The sequence below is a fragment of the Candidatus Binatia bacterium genome (assembly GCA_036563615.1).
In the GTDB taxonomy this organism is placed as follows: Bacteria; Desulfobacterota; Binatia; order UBA12015; family UBA12015; genus DATCMB01.
In genome coordinates, this window is sequence record DATCMB010000022.1 from 416,238 (window position 1) to 433,110 (window position 16,873).

General features: G+C 72.2%; 12 protein-coding genes. 11 read left to right on the forward strand and 1 reads right to left on the reverse strand.

Annotation, left to right across the window (positions count from 1 at the left end):
• Positions 1-31: 31 nt before the first annotated feature.
• The 11 genes from VIS07_20410 (at position 32) to VIS07_20460 (ending at position 15,366) form a co-directional block, all read left to right on the forward strand.
• Positions 32-1,429 (forward strand): magnesium chelatase, encoded by a 1,398-nt coding sequence (locus tag VIS07_20410; protein HEY8517881.1) that lies wholly within the window; start codon positions 32-34, stop codon positions 1,427-1,429.
• 1 nt (position 1,430) lies between these two features.
• Positions 1,431-3,035 (forward strand): VWA domain-containing protein, encoded by a 1,605-nt coding sequence (locus VIS07_20415; protein HEY8517882.1) that lies wholly within the window; start codon positions 1,431-1,433, stop codon positions 3,033-3,035.
• Complete coding sequence (locus VIS07_20420; protein ID HEY8517883.1) at positions 3,035-3,409, forward strand: hypothetical protein; 375 nt, start codon at positions 3,035-3,037, stop codon at positions 3,407-3,409. Before VIS07_20415 ends, VIS07_20420 begins: the two co-directional genes overlap by 1 nt.
• Before the next feature lie 127 nt (positions 3,410-3,536).
• Positions 3,537-6,152 carry a DNA mismatch repair protein MutS gene (gene mutS, locus VIS07_20425; protein ID HEY8517884.1) on the forward strand — a complete coding sequence of 872 codons (2,616 nt, stop codon included), beginning with the start codon at positions 3,537-3,539 and terminating at the stop codon, positions 6,150-6,152.
• Positions 6,153-6,157: 5 nt separating this feature from the next.
• A complete protein-coding gene (locus VIS07_20430) occupies positions 6,158-7,834 on the forward strand; it encodes an N-acetylmuramoyl-L-alanine amidase (GenBank protein ID HEY8517885.1) in 1,677 nt (558 codons plus the stop codon).
• A 9-nt stretch (positions 7,835-7,843) separates the two neighbouring features.
• Positions 7,844-10,615 carry a [protein-PII] uridylyltransferase gene (gene glnD, locus VIS07_20435; protein HEY8517886.1) on the forward strand — a complete coding sequence of 924 codons (2,772 nt, stop codon included), beginning with the start codon at positions 7,844-7,846 and terminating at the stop codon, positions 10,613-10,615.
• Entirely contained in the window at positions 10,612-11,553 is a 942-nt protein-coding gene (locus VIS07_20440) for a tyrosine recombinase (GenBank protein ID HEY8517887.1), read from the forward strand. The genes glnD and VIS07_20440 overlap by 4 nt, the downstream gene beginning before the upstream one ends.
• Entirely contained in the window at positions 11,550-12,557 is a 1,008-nt protein-coding gene (trpS, locus tag VIS07_20445; GenBank protein HEY8517888.1) for a tryptophan--tRNA ligase, read from the forward strand. The genes VIS07_20440 and trpS overlap by 4 nt, the downstream gene beginning before the upstream one ends.
• A 67-nt stretch (positions 12,558-12,624) precedes the next feature.
• On the forward strand, positions 12,625-13,419 hold the full coding sequence (locus VIS07_20450) for a segregation/condensation protein A (GenBank protein ID HEY8517889.1): 795 nt from the start codon (positions 12,625-12,627) through the stop codon (positions 13,417-13,419).
• The gene (gene scpB, locus VIS07_20455; protein ID HEY8517890.1) at positions 13,416-14,684 is read left to right on the forward strand and encodes an SMC-Scp complex subunit ScpB; all 1,269 of its coding nucleotides are present in this window, start codon (positions 13,416-13,418) and stop codon (positions 14,682-14,684) included. Before VIS07_20450 ends, scpB begins: the two co-directional genes overlap by 4 nt.
• Positions 14,566-15,366 carry a pseudouridine synthase gene (locus tag VIS07_20460; protein ID HEY8517891.1) on the forward strand — a complete coding sequence of 267 codons (801 nt, stop codon included), beginning with the start codon at positions 14,566-14,568 and terminating at the stop codon, positions 15,364-15,366. Before scpB ends, VIS07_20460 begins: the two co-directional genes overlap by 119 nt.
• On the opposite strand, the gene VIS07_20465 is transcribed toward VIS07_20460, so the two are convergent.
• The gene (locus VIS07_20465; protein ID HEY8517892.1) at positions 15,293-16,807 is read right to left on the reverse strand and encodes an FGGY-family carbohydrate kinase; all 1,515 of its coding nucleotides are present in this window, start codon (positions 16,805-16,807) and stop codon (positions 15,293-15,295) included. The two genes, VIS07_20460 and VIS07_20465, sit on opposite strands and share 74 nt — an antisense overlap.
• Positions 16,808-16,873: the final 66 nt, after the last annotated feature.

The window sequence follows — 16,873 nt, forward strand, 5'->3', positions numbered from 1 at the left end:
TCGGCGGATGCATGGCGCGTAGGAGGTGTCGATGCGCCCTGAAACCACCGTCGGCGATCTGCGTCGCGCGGGCTACCGTCCGGTATCGGTGCGCGAGGAGATGCGCCGTAACCTCATCGACACGCTGTCGCGGGGCGAGCGCATCCTGCCGGGCATCATCGGCTACGACGACACGGTGATCCCGGAGATCGAGAACGCGATCCTCTCGGGACACCACATGGTGTTCCTCGGCGAGCGCGGCCAGGCGAAGTCGCGGATGATCCGCGGCCTGGTGCAGCTGCTCGACGAGGAGGTGCCGGCGGTCGCCGGCTGCGAGATCCACTGCGACCCGCTCGCGCCGATCTGCCGACGCTGCAAGAATCTGCTGGAGCGCGAGGGCGACGACGCGCCGATCACCTGGCTCCGACGCGAGGACCGCTACGGCGAGAAGCTCGCGACGCCCGACGTCTCGATCGCGGACCTGATCGGCGAGATCGATCCGATCAAGGTCGCCGAGGGGCGCTACCTCGCCGACGAGGACGCGATCCACTACGGCCTCGTGCCGCGCACCAACCGCGGCATCTTCGCGATCAACGAGCTGCCCGACCTGATGGAGAAGATCCAGGTCGGGTTGTTCAACCTGATGGAGGAGCGCGACGTCCAGATCAAAGGCTTCAAGGTGCGTCTGCCGCTCGACATCGTGATCGTCGCGAGCGCCAACCCCGAGGACTACACGAGCCGCGGTCGCATCATCACGCCGCTCAAGGACCGCTTCGACGTCCAGATCCGCACGCACTACCCGCAGCGGATCGAGACCGAGATCGCGATCGTCGAGCAGGAGGTGCCGATCGCCGAGCGCTGCGGACGTCCGGTGCGCGTGCCGGACTTCATGAAGCAGGTGATCGCGCAGCTCACCTTCGAGGCGCGCGCGTCGCACGAGATCAACCAGACCTCCGGCGTCAGCGTGCGTGTCACGGTGAACAACTACGAGACGCTGATCGCGAACGCGGAGCGGCGCGCGGTCCGCCTCGGCGAGAACGAGATCGTGCCGCGGATCTCCGATCTGCACGCGGTGTCGGCGTCGATGCTCGGCAAGCTCGAGCTCGAGTACACGGGCGACGAGCGCGGCGAGACGTCGCCGCTCGAGCGCCTGCTCAACCGCGCCGTGCTCGCGGTGTTCGACCGCGTGATGTCGGTCGACCGGCTGTCGAAGGTGAGCAACTACTTCGCCGCCGGCTGGGGCGTCGAGGTGTCGGACATGATGCGCGCCGACGAGTACCTCGAAGGCATCCGCGCGATCCCCGGGCTGCGCGAGGCGATCGCCGAGCTCGGCCCGTTCGAGTCGCCGGCGCTGATGGCGTCGGCGACCGAGTTCATCCTCGAGGGCCTCCACCTGCACCAGAAGCTCAACAAGGACGTCGAGGGCGGCCGCATCACGTACCGGGCCTGACATGCTGCGCATCCGCTACACGGCCTGGGACGGCACGCAGCGCGTGCGGCTCGACGCCGACCGCGTGTTCGAGAAGCTCGCGGACGCGCTGTCGTACACCGACGACGTCCAGCAGGCGCTCGACTGGCTGCTGCGCCACGGTCTCGAGCTCGACGGCACCGTCGTGATGGGGCTCGACGAGCTGCTCCAGTCGGTCCGCGAGCAGATGCGCGAGCGCATGAGCCGCTTCAACCTCGACCACGCGCTCGACGATCCGCGCTCGCGGCTCGACGACATCCTCGAGCGCGAGCGCGAGGCGCTCGACGAGATGATGCGCGACGGCGACCCGGGCGCCGTGGCGCGCGAGAAGCGCGCGTTCCTCGACGACCTGCCGAGCCGGCTCTCCGAGGCGATCGAGCGCCTCGCGCAGCACTACCAGTTCGTCGATTCGGAGGCGGCGCGCCGCTTCCAGGAGCTGCTCTCCGAGCTCGACGACATTCGGCGGCTCGAGGACTTCAAGCGCTCGTACGGCGAGCAGATGCGCGGTCCCGAGTCGCTCGACTACGGCGAAGCGCTCGAGCTGATGCGCGAGATGGCGTCGCTCAAGGAGCTCGAGCGCAATCTGCTGACGGGCAACATCCCGACGATCGACGCGTCCGAGCTGCGCCGGCTGCTCGGCGATCGCGCGGCGCAGGACCTCGAGCGCCTCGGCCAGATCGTCCTCCTGCTGACCAACGCCGGATACTTGACGCAGAAGGAAGGCCGCGCGCGGCTGTCGGCGCGCGGCATCCGCCGCATCGGCCAGCTCGCGCTGCGCGACATCTACCAGCAGATGCTGCGCGACCGTCCCGGCAGCCACAACACCGACTTCCGCGGCGCCGCGGAGATCCGTCCCGAGCGCACGCGGCCGTGGCGCGACGGCGACATGCTCGAGCTCGCGCTCGTGCCGACGCTGATGAACGCCGTGCGCCGCCGTCCGGTGAAGCCGCTCGCGATCGAGCCCGGCGACTTCGAGGTGCACGAGGCCGACTACGCGACCACGACGTCGACCGTGCTGCTGCTCGACATGAGCTGGTCGATGAGCTGGGAGGGGCGCTTCGCGGCGGCGAAGAAGGTCGCGCTCGCGCTCGAGAGCCTGATCCGCACGCGCTACCCGCGCGACTACTTCGGCATCGTCGGCTTCTACACCCGCGCCGTCGAGCTCAAGCCCGCCGACCTTCCCGAGGCGAGCTGGAACATGGGCGACCCGTTCACCAACTTGCAGGACGGGCTGCGCCTCGCGAGCGAGATGCTGCGCCGCCACCCGAGCCGCAACCAGCACGTCATCGTGGTGACCGACGGCCAGCCGACCGCGTACTTCTCGCGCGGACGGCTGTACTGCGAGTGGCCGCTGTCGTTCGGCGGGGTGTCGCTGCGCGCCGCGGCCGAGACGCTGAAGGAGGTCGAGCGCGTCACGCGGCAGGGCATCACGATCAACACCTTCATGCTCGACGACTCGCCCGGCCTGCGCGCGTTCGTCGAGCGCATGACGCGGATCAACAAGGGGCGGGCGCTCTACAGCCGCCCGGACCGGCTCGGCGAGTACCTGCTCGTCGACTACCTCGGCAAGAAGCGGAAGAAGGTCTGATGCCGGACCGCGCTCGCGCGACGCTGCGCGCGCTCGCAGCGCTGGTCGGCGGAGCGCTGCTGCTCGCGGCGAGCGCGGCGCGCGCCGATCTCCCGCCGCCGCCGACCGAGCCGCTCATCGGCCCGTTCAACTTCTGCTACCAGTCGGTCGAGATCTTCCGCTCGCTGAAGCACGGCGACTTCGACTTCTGCCGCCTGCGTCTGCGCTACACCCCGGGCCGCGCCGAATGTTTGCGGATCATCATCTCGTCGTGCAATCTTGTCGTCCCGGGGCACCGCAGCAGGGGCGTTCCCGGAGGGCTCGACGGCTTCGCCGAGCGGATCATCTGCCCACCGGGCCCACCCCCGCCGACGTGCCCGTCGGGGTATTGGTAGCGCCGGGAGGAGTGGGGGAGGAGTCGGGAGTGCGACGCGAGTCGGTGTCCTCGCGCGACCAGCATGACCGTGCGCGGCCGGTAGGGCGCCGAGCGGCGGAGGCCACGCGGAGCGGGCGCGCGCGTCGATGAGCCAGCGTCCCGCCAAGCTCACGCCGATGCTCGCTCAGTACCTGCGCGTCAAGCAGCAGGTGGGCGACGCCGTGCTCTTCTTCCGCCTCGGCGACTTCTACGAGATGTTCTTCGAGGACGCGGAGCGCGTGGCACCGCTCCTCGACTTGACGCTCACCTCGCGCAACAAGGACGACCCGAACCCGATCCCGATGTGCGGCGTGCCGCACCACGCGGCGCAGGGCTACGTGAGCCGCCTGGTCGCGCAGGGTCTGAAGGTCGCGATCTGCGACCAGATCAGCGATCCGCAGAGCTCGCCGGGGCTCGTCGAGCGCGGGCTCACCCGCATCGTCACGCCGGGCACGGTGCTCGAGGAGGAGGAAGGGCTCGCGAGCAGCGAGCCCGGCTACCTGGTCGCGCTCGGTCGCGGCGCGGACGGGACCGGCGTCGTGCTGGTCACCGTCGAGGCGTCGACCGGCGAGCTGCGTTGCTGCGAAGCCGCGTCCGCGGCGCTCGCGCGCGAGGAGCTGCTGCGCATCGCGCCGCGCGAGATCCTGATCCCCGCGGGCGACGAGGTGCTCGGCGAGCTCGCCGCGGCGGGCGGTGCCGCGGTGACGCCGCGCGAGGCGCCGCCCGGCGAGACGGCAGACGAGGCGGAGCGCGTCCTCGAGCGCTTGCTCGGCGAGTGCGAGGACGCGGCGCGCTTCTCCGAGGCGATGCGCGCGGCGCTGCGCTGCGCGCTCGCGTACGTCGCGGAGACCGTGCGCGGCGGCCTCGAGCACCTCGCGCCGCCGCAGCTCTACGCGCTCGGCGACCACCTGATGCTCGACGAGCGCACGCGGCGCAATCTCGCGGTCGTCGAGGGCGCGGCGCGCGGACGGCACGGGTCGCTCTGGTGGGCCATCGATCGCACGGTGACCGCGATGGGCGCGCGTCGCCTGCGCGACTGGCTGCTCTACCCGCTGCTCGACCTGCAGGCGATCGGCGAGCGGCTCGACGCCGTGGAGGCGCTGGTCGAGTCGCCGGGCTTGCGCGCGGACCTCGCCGAGGCGCTGCGGCCGATCGGCGACGTCGAGCGGCTCGCGGCGCGCATCGCGCTCGGTCGCGCGGGGCCGCGCGAGCTCGTGCGCCTCGCGCGCGGCCTCGAGCGCGCGGCCGTCGTGCACGAGCTGCTCGCGGCGGCGCCGCGTCCGGTGCTCCTCGAGCGCGTCGCTGCGGCGGTCGCTCCGCCGCCGGGGCTGGCCGCGCGCATCGGCAACCTTCTGGTCGACGCGCCGCCGCTCACGGCGGCCGAGGGCGGCGCGATCCGTGCCGGCGCCGACGAGGAGGTCGACCGCCTGCGCGCGCTGACGCGCGACGCGCAGGCGCTGATCGCCGAGCTCGAGGCGCGCGAGCGCGCCGCGACCGGGATCGCATCGCTCAAGATCCGCTACCAGCGGGTGTTCGGCTACTTCTTCGAGGTCACCAAGGCGAACCTGAAGAACGTCCCGCCGCACTTCATCCGCCGGCAGACGGTCGCGTCGGGCGAGCGCTACACGAGCCCCGAGCTGCGCGAGCTTGAGCAGCAGCTCACGACCGCCGACGAGCGCTGCCGCCAGCGCGAGGTCGCGCTGTTCAACGAGCTGCTCGCGGAGGTGCGGACGCACGAGGCCGCGCTCGGACGCCTCGCGCGCGAGCTCGCGACGCTCGACGCCGTGCTGAGCCTCGCCACCACCGCGCACGAGAACGGCTACGTGCGACCGCAGGTGCACGCCGGCACGACGCTCGAGATCCGCGACGGGCGCCATCCGATCGTCGAGAAGACTTCGGCGGCCGGGTGCTTCGTCGCCAACGACACGCTGCTCGACGAGGAGTCGCAGCAAATCGTGATCTTGACGGGTCCCAACATGGCCGGCAAGAGCACGTACCTGCGTCAGGTCGCGCTGATCGTGCTGCTCGCGCACGCCGGCAGCTTCGTGCCGGCGGCCGAGGCGAGGATCCCGCTGACCGATCGGATCTGGACGCGCGTCGGCGCCGCGGACGACCTCGTCGCCGGCGACTCGACCTTCATGGTCGAGATGAAGGAGACCGCGACGATCCTGCGCAACCTGACGCCGCGCACGCTGGTCGTGCTCGACGAGATCGGACGCGGCACGAGCACCTACGACGGCATCGCGATCGCGTGGGCCGTCGCCGAGCACCTGCACGACGCGCAGCCCGCGCCGGGGGCGCGCGTCAAGACGCTGTTCGCGACCCACTTCCACGAGCTCACGGCGCTCGCCGAGTCGCTGCCCCGGGTGCGCAACTTCTCGGTCGCGGTGCGCGAGTGGAAGGAGGACGTGCTGTTCCTGCGCCGCGTGGTGCCCGGTCCCGCGAGCCGCAGCTACGGCGTCGCGGTGGCGCGTCTCGCGGGTGTGCCGGAAGCCGTGGTACGCCGCGCACGCGAGGTCCTCCGCGGGCTCGAGGAGGGCAAGCCGCTCGGCTCGCAGACGGCGTCGCGCGGTCGCGGGCGCAACGACGCGCAGCTCGACCTGTTCGCCGACCCGGCGCAGCGTCTGCGTCGCGAGCTCGCGGCGCTCGATCCCGACGCGCTGAGCCCGCTGCAGGCGCTGCAGAAGCTGCACGAGCTCGCGCTCCTCGCCCGGGAGGGATAACGGACGTGCGTCGCCTGGCCTCGATCGCGATCCTCGGTGTGCTGCTGGTCGTCGCGGGCGTCGCGGGCGTTGCCGGCGCGCAGCAGGCGGGCGGCGCGCAGGCGCCGAGCGCGCCGCGGGCGACCGTCGAGCGCATCGCCTGGGAGACGGTCGACGGGCGCGGACGCCTGGTGATCGGCGTGCGCGGCACCGTCGACTACAGCACGCACGTCGCCGGCGCCGACCCCGCCGCCGGGCTGCCGCCGCGCGCCTACGTCGACCTCCGTCCGGCCGTGATCGGCAAGGACATCGTGCGCGCCCAGCCGGTCGAGGACGTGCTCGCGCAGCGCATCCGTGTCGGGCAGTTCGACGCCCAGACCGTGCGCGTCGTGGTCGACCTGACGAGCCCGGCGCTGTTCGAGGTCAGCACGAGCGAGCGCCCGCCGCGGCTCCTGCTGTCGCTGCGTCGCCGCGACGCGCGCCAGCACGTCGCCGTCAAGCAACGGCTCGAGGACACCGAGCGCGTGGCCGCCGCGCCGCCGCCGCCCGCAGCGGAGGCGAAGCCGCCGGTCGGGAAGGACGCGAAGCCGGGTGCGACCGACGAGAAGCCGTCGGACGCGACGGTCGCGAAGCCGGAGGAAGGGAGAGAGGCGAAGCCGCCCGCCACCGAGGTCGCGAGCGCGTCGCCCGCGCCCTCGCCGGCGGCGACGCCGGCGCCCGCCGTGGCGCAGGCGACGCCGGCCACGCGCCGCGAGCCCGCGCCGTCACCCGTCGTGCTGGCCGCGGCGCCGACGGACGCCGAGACGCCGCGCGCGAAGGAGCGCGCGGCGAAGCCCGCTCCGGCGCCGGCCCGCCCCGAGAGCGAGGCCGCCGCGGAGAAAGGATCCGAGTCGGACGAGAAGCGGGCGACGGAGGTCGCGGCCGTCGCCCGCACGGACGCCGCGCGCCGTGCCCCGCGCAGGAAGGGCGACGCCGCTCGCGCGCCGCGCCCGCTGCCGACGCCCACGGTGTGGACGGTGGTGATCGATCCCGGGCACGGCGGCAAGGACCCCGGCGCGCGCGGCGTCACCGGCGAGGTGGAGAAGAACATCACGCTCGCGGTGTCGAAGCTGGTCGCAGAGAGCCTGTCGCGCGACCCGAACATCCGCGTCGTGCTGACGCGCACCGACGACACCTACGTCTCGCTCGAGGAGCGCACCGCCATCGCGAATGCGAATGGCGCCGATCTGTTCGTCTCCGTGCACGCCAACGCGAGCGAGAACCCGCAGCTCGCCGGCATCGAGACCTACACGCTCAACAACACCGACGACCGCGCCACGATCCGGCTCGCCGCGCTCGAGAACGGGCTCGCGTTCACCGGCGCCACGCCGAGCGAGCCCGACCTGGCCTACATCCTGAGCGACCTCGTGCAGACCGGGAAGGAGGACGAGTCCGTCGCCGCGGCCCGGGCTGTGCAGAACAGCCTCGTCAGCTATCTTCGTCAGCGATGGAAGGGGGTCCAGAACCTCGGCGTCAAGAAGGGGCCGTTCTACGTCCTCGTCGGCGCCTACATGCCGTGTATCCTGGTCGAGACGGCGTTCCTCACCAACGAGACGGAAGGCCAGCGGATCGCCGCGCGGCGCTACCAGATTGACGTTGCCGAGGGGATCGCCGAGGGTATTCGTCGCTTCTTCGCGAGCGAGACCGCGAACGCCAACCTGTAGAACCCGCAGATGCTCGAGACGAGCCGCATAGGGCCGGCGACGGCCACCGAGACGCCGCCGCGCTCGCTCGAGCCCCCCGCGCTGCCGACGCTGCCGGACCCCGCCGAGGCCGAGGACCTGCGCACGACGGCGCGCGACTTCGTCACCGAGACGCGCGAGGCGCTGCGTCGCTGGCACGACGCGGGCGCGAGCGGCGTCGACGTCGTCGAGCGCTTGACCGGCGCGATCGACCGCCTCATCGAGTTCCTCTACGAGGCGGCGACGGCGGCCTACCGCCGACGCTACGTGCAGCTCGACCAGCGCTGCGCGGTGCTCGCGCAGGGCGGCTACGGGCGCGGCGAGCTCAACCCGTACTCCGACATCGACCTGCTGTTTCTCTACCCGCACAAGGTCACGCCCTACGTCGAGACCGTCAACGAGACGATCCTCTACACCCTGTGGGACACGCGCCTGCAGGTCGGCTTCGCGGTGCGCAACGTGCGCGAGTGCGTGCGGCTCGCGGCGACGGACCTCAAGATCAAGACCGCGCTGATCGACGCGCGCTACGTCTGCGGCGACCGTCCGCTCGCCGAGGAGTTCGAGCGCGCGCTCGAGCGTGAGATCAAGCCGCGCGGCACGGCGAAGTTCTTCCGCGAGAAGCTCGCCGAGAGCGACGCGCGCCACCACGAGTACGGCGACTCGGTCTACCTGCTCGAGCCGCAGATCAAGGAAGGGCAGGGCGGCCTGCGCGACCTGCACACGGCGCTGTGGATCGCCAAGATCAAATTCAAGGTCGCGAGCCTGCGCGAGCTCGCGGTGAAGGGCGTGATGAACGCGAACGAGCTCGCCGAGATCGAGCACGCGCGCGACTTCCTGTTCCGCGTGCGCAACGCGATGCACTTCCTCTCCGGCTCGCACCAGGACCAGCTCACCTTCGAGCTGCAGGAGATGGTGGCGGAGAACCTCGGCTACACGGCGTCGGAGAACGGCGGCCTCAAGCCGGTGGAGCGCTTCCTCAAGGACTACTACCTGCAGGCGTCGACGGTGACGCGCTTCGCGCAGGCGATCATCGACCGCTCGGTGAACCCGCCGCGCCCCTACCGCCTGATCGGGCGCATGATGGCGCGCACGATCCGTCCGGGCGTGCAGATCGTCGCGGGCGAGCTCGCGGTCACGAATCGCGAGATCTTCGAGGAGAACCCGACCGAGCTCGTGCGGCTGTTCGTCGACTCGCAGCGCCACGCGGTCAAGCTGTCGTCCGCGCTCGCCGACCTGATCCGCAACAACGCCTGGCGTCTCGGCGACGCCGAGCGCACCGACGATCGCGTCGTCTCGGCGTTCATCCAGATCCTGCGCTCGCCGTACCGCGTCTACGAGACGCTGCACGAGATGCACAAGCTCGGCGTGCTGTCGCGCATCATCCCCGAGTGGGAGCACCTGCGCTGCCTCGTGCTGCACGACCTCTACCACATCTACACCGTCGACGAGCACTCGCTGATGGGCATCCGCGAGCTCGAGCGGCTGCGCATGGGCGAGCACGCCGACGCGTCGCCGCTGCTGACGCAGGTGATGCGCGAGGTCGACAAGGTCGAGCTGCTCTTCCTCGGCATGATGATGCACGACTCGGGCAAGGGGCTCGGCGGCGGACACTCCGAGAAGGGCGCGGTGTTCGCGCGCGACCTCGCCGCGCGCCTCAAGCTCAACGAGGACGACGCCAAGGAGCTCGAGTTCCTGGTGCGCAACCACCTCGTCATGTCGCACCTCGCGCAGCGGCGCGACATCCACGACGACAAGCTGATCCGCGAGTTCGCGCAGCTCGTCGGCACGACCGACACGCTGAAGCGCCTCTACCTGCTGACCTACGCCGACATGCGGGCTACCGGCCCCAAGGTCTGGAACAACTGGAAGGACATGCTGCTCTCCGAGACGTACCTGCGCGTCACGGAGGCGTTCGCGCGCGGGCTCGAGCCGGAGGACCGTCAAGAGCGCATCGCGCGCATCCGCGAGCGCGTGCTCGCCGAGACGCGCAAGACCCGCGGCGAGCAGGCGGCGCAGGAGTTCGCGCGCTTCGCGGAGAGCATGCCGGACATCTACTTCCTCACCACGCCCGAGACGCTGATGGCGGACCACGCGACGCTCGTGCGCCAGGCGCGCGAGCAAGGTCTCGCGACCAGCGTCACGCACAATCCGGCGTACGAGTTCAGCGAGTTCACCGTCGCGACCAAGGACCGCCCCGGGTTGTTCGCGATCCTGACCGGCGTGCTCGCGGCGCGCGGCATGAACATCGTCGGAGCGCGCATCGCGACCTCGAGCGACGGCATCGCGCTCGACGCCTTCCGCGTGTCGCACCTCGAGCGCCGCGAGGCGGCGCTCGACGACGAGCGCTGGCAGAAGACGCGCGAGCTGCTCGACGACGTGCTCGCCGGCCGCCGCGACCTCGGCGAGGTGATGGCGCAGGCCGCGCGTCCGGGGCTGCTCGACCGCAAGCGGCCGCTGCGCGTCCCGACCCGGGTCGAGGTGAGCAACGACGCCTCCGAGAACTACACCGTGGTCGACGTCTACACGCACGACCGGATCGGCATCCTCTACCGGATCGCGCAGGCGCTCTACGCGCTCGGGCTCGACATCCACCTGGCGAAGATCTCGACCAACGTCGACCAGGTGCTCGACGTCTTCTACGTCACCGAGTCGGACGGGACGAAGTCGCAGCGGATCGCGGAGATCGAGGCTCAGGTCGGCGCCGCGCTGCGCGACGAGACCGAGAGCGGCGCGGAGGCCGCCGCGCCGGCCGCGGGCGCGTGACGCTCGACGAGCTGATCGACCGCTTCCTCGCGCGGCTGCGCGGCGAGGTCGGCGTCTCGCCGCACACCTACGCCGCCTACGCCGCGGACCTCGCGCGCTTCGCGGCGTTCGTCCGCGCCCGCTTCGGCATCGAGGACGTGGCGCGCGTGACGCGCGAGACCGTGCTCGCCTTCCAGGCCGCGGAGGCCGAGCGCGGCGTCGGCGCCCGCTCGCAGGCGCGGCGTCTGTCGGCGCTGCGCGGGCTCTTCCGCTTCGCGGTCGCGGAGCGCGTGATCCCGGACAGCCCGGTCTCGGACCTGCGCCAGCCGCGGCTGCCGCGCCGGCTGCCGGCGACGCTCGGCGCGTCCGACGTGCCGAAGCTGCTCGAAGCCGCCGCGGCGACGCCGACGCCGCTGCGCGACCAGGCGCTGCTCGAGGTGCTCTACGGGGCCGGCGTGCGCGTGAGCGAGGCGATCTCGCTGCGCGTCGACTGCATCTTCCTCGAGGAGCGCGCGCTGCGCGTCCTCGGCAAGGGCGACAAGGAGCGCGTCGTGCCGCTCGGACGTCCGGCATGCGCGGCGCTCGCGCGCTACCTCGAGCACGAGCGGCCGCGGCTCGCCCGCGGCGGACGCGCGCCCGAGGCGTTCCTCTCGCCGCGCGGCAAGCGGCTCACGCGCCAGGCGGTGTTCGCGCTCGTGCGCCGGCTCGCGGCGCGCGCCGGCATCGACGCCCCGCTCTCGCCGCACGGGCTGCGGCACGCGTTCGCGACCCACATGGTCGAGCGCGGCGCCGACCTGCGCGTGGTGCAGACCCTGCTCGGGCATGCGAACATCGCGACCACGGAAATCTACACGCACCTGAGCCGCGCGCACCTGCGCCAGGTCCACGCCGCGCACCATCCGCGCGAGCGGGTCCGCGCGGCGGCGCGACGGGCGAGGGTCGGGGAGGAGCGCGAGTGACGGCAGCGACGGGCGGCGGACGGAAGGTGGTGGTGAGCGGCATGCGGCCGACGGGCAAGCTGCACCTCGGCCACCTGCTCGGCACGCTGCGCAACTGGGTCTCCCTGCAGGACCAGTACGACTGCCACTTCTTCGTCGCCGACTGGCACGTCCTGACGACCGACTACGAGCACCCCGCGAAGGTGCCGCCGTTCGTCGACGACATGGTGCTCGACTGGCTCGCCGCAGGCATCGACCCCGAGCGCTGCGTGATCTTCCGCCAGTCGTCGATCCTCGAGCACGCCGAGCTGGCGCTGCTCTTCGGCATGATCACGCCGGTGCCGTGGCTCGAGCGCAACCCGACGTACAAGGAGCAGAAGGAGCAGCTCCAGGACCGCGACCTCTCGACCTACGGCTTCCTCGGCTACCCCGTGCTGCAGGCGGCGGACATCCTGCTCTACAAGGCCCATTTCGTGCCGGTCGGGGTCGACCAGGTGCCGCACGTCGAGCTGACCCGCGAGATCGCGCGCCGCTTCAACCACCTCTACGGCGAGGTCCTGCCCGAGCCGCAGGCGCTGCTGTCGCCGACGCCGAAGGTGCCCGGCACCGACGGCCGCAAGATGAGCAAGAGCTACGGCAACGCGATCTTCCTCGACGAGGAGCCGGAGTCGATCCAGAAGCGGCTCGAGCGCATGGCGACCGATCCGCGCCGCGTGCGCCGCACCGATCCGGGCGATCCCAAGGACTGCCCGGCGTTCAACCTGCACCAGGTGTACTGCACGCCCGACGAGATCGACTACGTCACGCGCGGCTGCACGACGGCCGGCATCGGCTGCGTCGAGTGCAAGCGGATCATGATCAAGCACGTGCTCGCCGACCTGGCGCCGCACCGCGAGCGGCGCGCCGAGCTCGCCGCGCGCAAGGGCTACGTGCGCGACGTCCTCGAGGCCGGGACCGCGCGCGCACGCGAGATCGCCCGGCGCACGATGGAAGAGGTGCGCGCGGCGATGGGCCTCGTCGGCTGAGGACCGCGCAGGGTTCACGCGCGCGCGGAATGTGGTAGGAGGCGCGAGGGGGGAGCGGATGAGCGCGATGAGCACGATCGGCGCAGGGGCGGCGGCCGAGCAGTACACCGTCAAGCTCGACAGCTTCGAGGGCCCGCTCGACCTGCTGCTGCACCTCATCAAGAAGCACGAGGTCGACCTCTACGAGATCCGCGTCTCGCAGGTCACCGACCAGTACCTCGCGTACCTGTCCGCCGCGCGCGAGCTGAACCTCGACATCGCGGGCGAGTTCCTGGTCATGGCGGCGACGCTGATCTACCTGAAGTCGCGCGCGCTGCTGCCGCCCGAGGAGCGCGACGAGTTCGAGGACGAGGAGCCGCTCGATCCCGAGGCGCAGCTCATCCAGCAGCTGATCGAGCACGAGCGCTTCCAGAAGGTCGCGGCGGCGCTCGCGCAGCGTCCGGTGCTGGGCCGCGACGTGTTCCGCCGCACGGTGGTCGAGCACGCGCCGGGCGAGTTCGTCGAGCCGATGCGGCCGGTGAGCGTCGGCGACCTGCTGCTCGCGCTGCAGCGGGTGCTGAACCGGCGCGCCAACCAGCCGGTGCACCGGGTGGCGCAGGAGCGGGTCAGCCTGCGCGACGGCCTCGAGCTCGTCCTCGAGCAGCTGCGCACCGTGCGCCGCGCGACCTTCGAGGACCTCTTCCCGCCCGATGCGTCGCGCCGCCGCATCATCGTGACGTTCCTCGCGATCCTCGAGCTGATCAAGATCGGTGCGCTGATGGCGACGCAGGAGACGGCGTACGGCGAGATCCAGGTGGAGCTCCTGCGTGACATCGATCCGGACAGCGTGCTGACGGTCGACTTCGAGGGAGCGTACGGATGAGCGGGTCGAGCGAGCACGAGTCCCCCGAGAACGAGGCCGCGACCGAGCAGGAGCGTGCGGCGGCCGCGTCCGCGGGCGGCGAGGAGTCCGCGCCCGAGGCGGTCGAGGCGGGCGCCGAGGACGCCGACGAGGAAGGCGCCGCGGACACGGACGACGAGGGCGCCGACGCCGAGGACGAGGTCGACGACGAGGACGCCTTCGCGGAGGAGGACGCCGACGCGGAGTACGACGTCGAGGCAGAGGACGACTCCGACGCGGAGGACGTCACCGACGCAGAGGACGAGGACGAGTCCGACGACGACGCGGAGACCGCGCAGGCGGACGGCGAGGAGAGCGAGCAGACCGACGGCGCGCACGCGGACGGCGCGGAATCCGAGCCCACGGACGGCGCGCACGCCGACCAGGCCGACGGCGCCGACGCCGACGCGTCCTCGAACGCGAGCGGCGAGCAGGCCGACGACGGCGACGACGCCACCCCGGACGCGAGCGACGTGCCGCCGCTGCGCACGATCCTCGAGGCGGTGCTGTTCGCGACCGCCGAGCCGCTGCCGCTCACGCGCCTCGTGCGCGTGCTCGGCGCCTGGCCGCGCGCCGCGGTGAGCGAGGCGCTCGACGAGCTGCGCGCGTCGCTCGAGAACGACCAGCGCGGCATCCGTCTCATCGAGACCGCAGGCGGCTTCCAGCTGCGCTCGAGCGTCGAGTGCGCGCCGTGGGTGCGGCGCTTCTTCGCGGAGAAGCCGCCGCGTCTGTCGCGCGCGATCCTCGAGACGCTCGCCATCGTCGCCTACCGCCAGCCGGTGACGCGCGGCGAGGTGGAGGCCGTGCGCGGCGTCAACTGCGACGCGGTGCTGGGCGCGCTCTTGACGCGTGGTCTGATCCAGGTCGTCGGCCGCCGCATGTCGCCCGGGCGTCCGGTCGAGTACGGCACGACGACGAATTTCCTCGAGCTCTTCAGCTTGAAGGATCTCTCCGAGCTGCCGGAGCTGCCCGAGCCGGCGGCGCTTGCACGCCTGATCGAGGAAGCCGATGCTGGCGAGCAGGGCGAGGAGGCCGAGCAGGCCGAGCCGGTGGAGCAGGGCGACGAGGGAGAGCCCTCCGATGCGGACGCGGACGGAGCGACTGCAGAAGATCTTGAGCCAGGCGGGGATCGCGTCGCGGAGGGCGGCGGAGGACCTGATCCGGGAGGGTCGGGTGAGGGTGAACGGCCGGGTGGTCCAGGAGCTGGGGGCGAAGGCGGACCCGAGCCGGGACCGGATCACGGTTGACGGCCGCGCCGCGGTTCCGCGCAGGCTGCAGTACTTCGCGTACCACAAGCCGGTCGGCGTCGTGAGCACGATGTCCGATCCCGAGGGCAGGCCCGCGATCGGCGACGTCGTGCGCGGGCTGCGCGAGCACGTCTTCCCGGTCGGACGCCTCGACTACGAGTCGAGCGGCCTCGTGCTGCTGACCAACGACGGCGAGCTCGCGCAGCGGCTGACCCACCCGCGCTACCAGGTTCCCAAGGTCTACCGCGTCAAGGTGCGCGGCCGACCCGACGAGGCGGCGCTCGAGCGCCTGCGCCGCGGCGTGCGTCTCGCCGACGGCATGACCGCGCCCGCCGAGGTCACCGTCGAGTCGCTGCTGCCGAACAAGACGCGCCTGCGCATCGCGATCCGCGAGGGACGCCAGCGTCAAGTACGAAGGATGTGCGAGGCGATCGGCCATCCGGTCGACAAGCTCTCGCGCATCGCGATCGGACCGCTCCGCCTGGGCTCGCTACGGGTCGGCGAGATCCGTGAGCTCACGCCGCGCGAGGTCCTCGCGCTGCGCCACGCGGTCGCCGGACGACGCCCGCTGGGCGAGCGGCCGGCGCCGCCGCGTCCGGAGGCCGGGACTAGACGGGCAGCTCCCGCACCGCGTCGTACAACCCGCGCCAGCGAGCGTAGTACGCCTCGTAGTCCGCGCTGAGCGCCACGTCGCGCGGCAGCTCGCGCTTGCGGACCATCGCGGCGGTCGCCTCTGCGACGGAGCCGTACGCGCCCTGTCCTGCGGCGGCGAGCACGGCGGCGCCGAGCGCGGTCGCGTTCGCGTCCTCCGAGACGCGCAGCGGCCGCGGCAGCAGCGCGGCGAACATGCGCAGCAGCGCCGCGCTGCGCGTCATGCCGCCGGAGAGCGTCACGCTCTCGACCGGCGTGCCGAGCACCGCCTCGACCTGCTCGAGGTTGGCGCGGATCGCGCACGCGACGTTGAGCAGGAACGCGGCGAGGAAGTCGCCGCGCGCCGGGCGCTGCGTGAAGGGCGGCAGCGGGAAGACGAGGCCGAGCCCCTGGTTCGGCTTGTAGGCGAGCAGGTCCCAGATCTGCGGCCCGGCGACGGAGAACACGGGCGGCGGCGCGGCGCCGCGCCCGGCCATCGCCGCCTCGGCCTCGGCGAACGCGCCGTCGCCGGCGAGCCCCATCACCTCGAGCAGCCACTCGTAGGCGATGCCGGTGTCGCCGGCGTTGCTCTCGAGCGTCCAGCGTTCGGGGACGACGTGGCAGCCGGTCCACAGGCGTCCGGCAGGATCGAGGACCGGGCGCACGGTCGCCGCCATCACCGGCGTCGTCGTGCCGAGCACCGCGCCCGCCTCGCCGGGCTCGACGACGCCCGAGCCGAGGAGCGCGCACTGCGTGTCGCCGCCGCCGGCGAACACCGGCGTGCCGGCGGCGAGCCCGGTCTGCTCCGCGGCGGCAGCGCTCACCTCGCCGATCCGCGTCGCCGGCTCGACGATCGGCGGCAGCACGCTCTGCGGGACGTCGAGCGCGGCGAGCAGCTCCTCGCTCCAGCGCCGCGCGGAGACGTCGAGGAACAGCGACTCGCACGCGTTCGACGGCTCCGACACCAGCGCTCCGCAGAGCCGGTAGGAGAGCCAGTCGTTGAGCGTCAGCACGTGCGCGACCTCGGCGCCGCCGACGGCGCGATGCGAGACCAGGCGCGCGAGCGACGACACGAACGGCGGCCAGTGCCCGGTGATGCGCACGCCGGTCTCCATGTCGAGCTTGCCCATCACCTCGAGCGCGCCGGCGAAGCCGCGTCCGTCGATGTTGGGTGCCGCGTAGATCTCGCGTCCGTGCGCGTCGAGGAAGACGGTGCCGAGGCGCTGGGCGGTGGTCGCGACGCCGGCGATCTCTCGGGCGTCGACGCCGGCCTCGGCGATCGCCTGGCGCGTGCAGCGCGCGACCGCGGCCCAGAACGCGTCGGGATCGAACGCGTAGCCGCGGCCGAGCTCCTCGTTGGGGTGCGCGACCTCGGTGTAGGTCCACGGCTCGCGCACGCAGGCGACGCAGCGTCCCTCGACGTCGAACAGCGCGCACTTCGCGCCGCCGGTGCCGTAGTCGAGCGCGGCGAACAGGGGCCCTCGCGAGCTCATGCGCCCGGCACTGTCCTCGATCGTGCTCCGTCTGGCAAGCGATCGATCGAACCGTGGCCGGCGTGC

Excerpts from the sequence above, each read along its gene's own strand:
- VIS07_20415 (HEY8517882.1), top strand. The coding sequence starts at position 1,431 with ATGCTGCGCATCCGCTACACGGCCTGGGACGGCACGCAGCGCGTGCGG.
- VIS07_20465 (HEY8517892.1), bottom strand. The coding sequence starts at position 16,807 with ATGAGCTCGCGAGGGCCCCTGTTCGCCGCGCTCGACTACGGCACCGGC.
- mutS (HEY8517884.1), top strand. The coding sequence starts at position 3,537 with ATGAGCCAGCGTCCCGCCAAGCTCACGCCGATGCTCGCTCAGTACCTG.
- VIS07_20420 (HEY8517883.1), top strand. The coding sequence starts at position 3,035 with ATGCCGGACCGCGCTCGCGCGACGCTGCGCGCGCTCGCAGCGCTGGTC.
- glnD (HEY8517886.1), top strand. The coding sequence starts at position 7,844 with ATGCTCGAGACGAGCCGCATAGGGCCGGCGACGGCCACCGAGACGCCG.
- VIS07_20450 (HEY8517889.1), top strand. The coding sequence starts at position 12,625 with ATGAGCACGATCGGCGCAGGGGCGGCGGCCGAGCAGTACACCGTCAAG.
- scpB (HEY8517890.1), top strand. The coding sequence starts at position 13,416 with ATGAGCGGGTCGAGCGAGCACGAGTCCCCCGAGAACGAGGCCGCGACC.
- VIS07_20410 (HEY8517881.1), top strand. The coding sequence starts at position 32 with ATGCGCCCTGAAACCACCGTCGGCGATCTGCGTCGCGCGGGCTACCGT.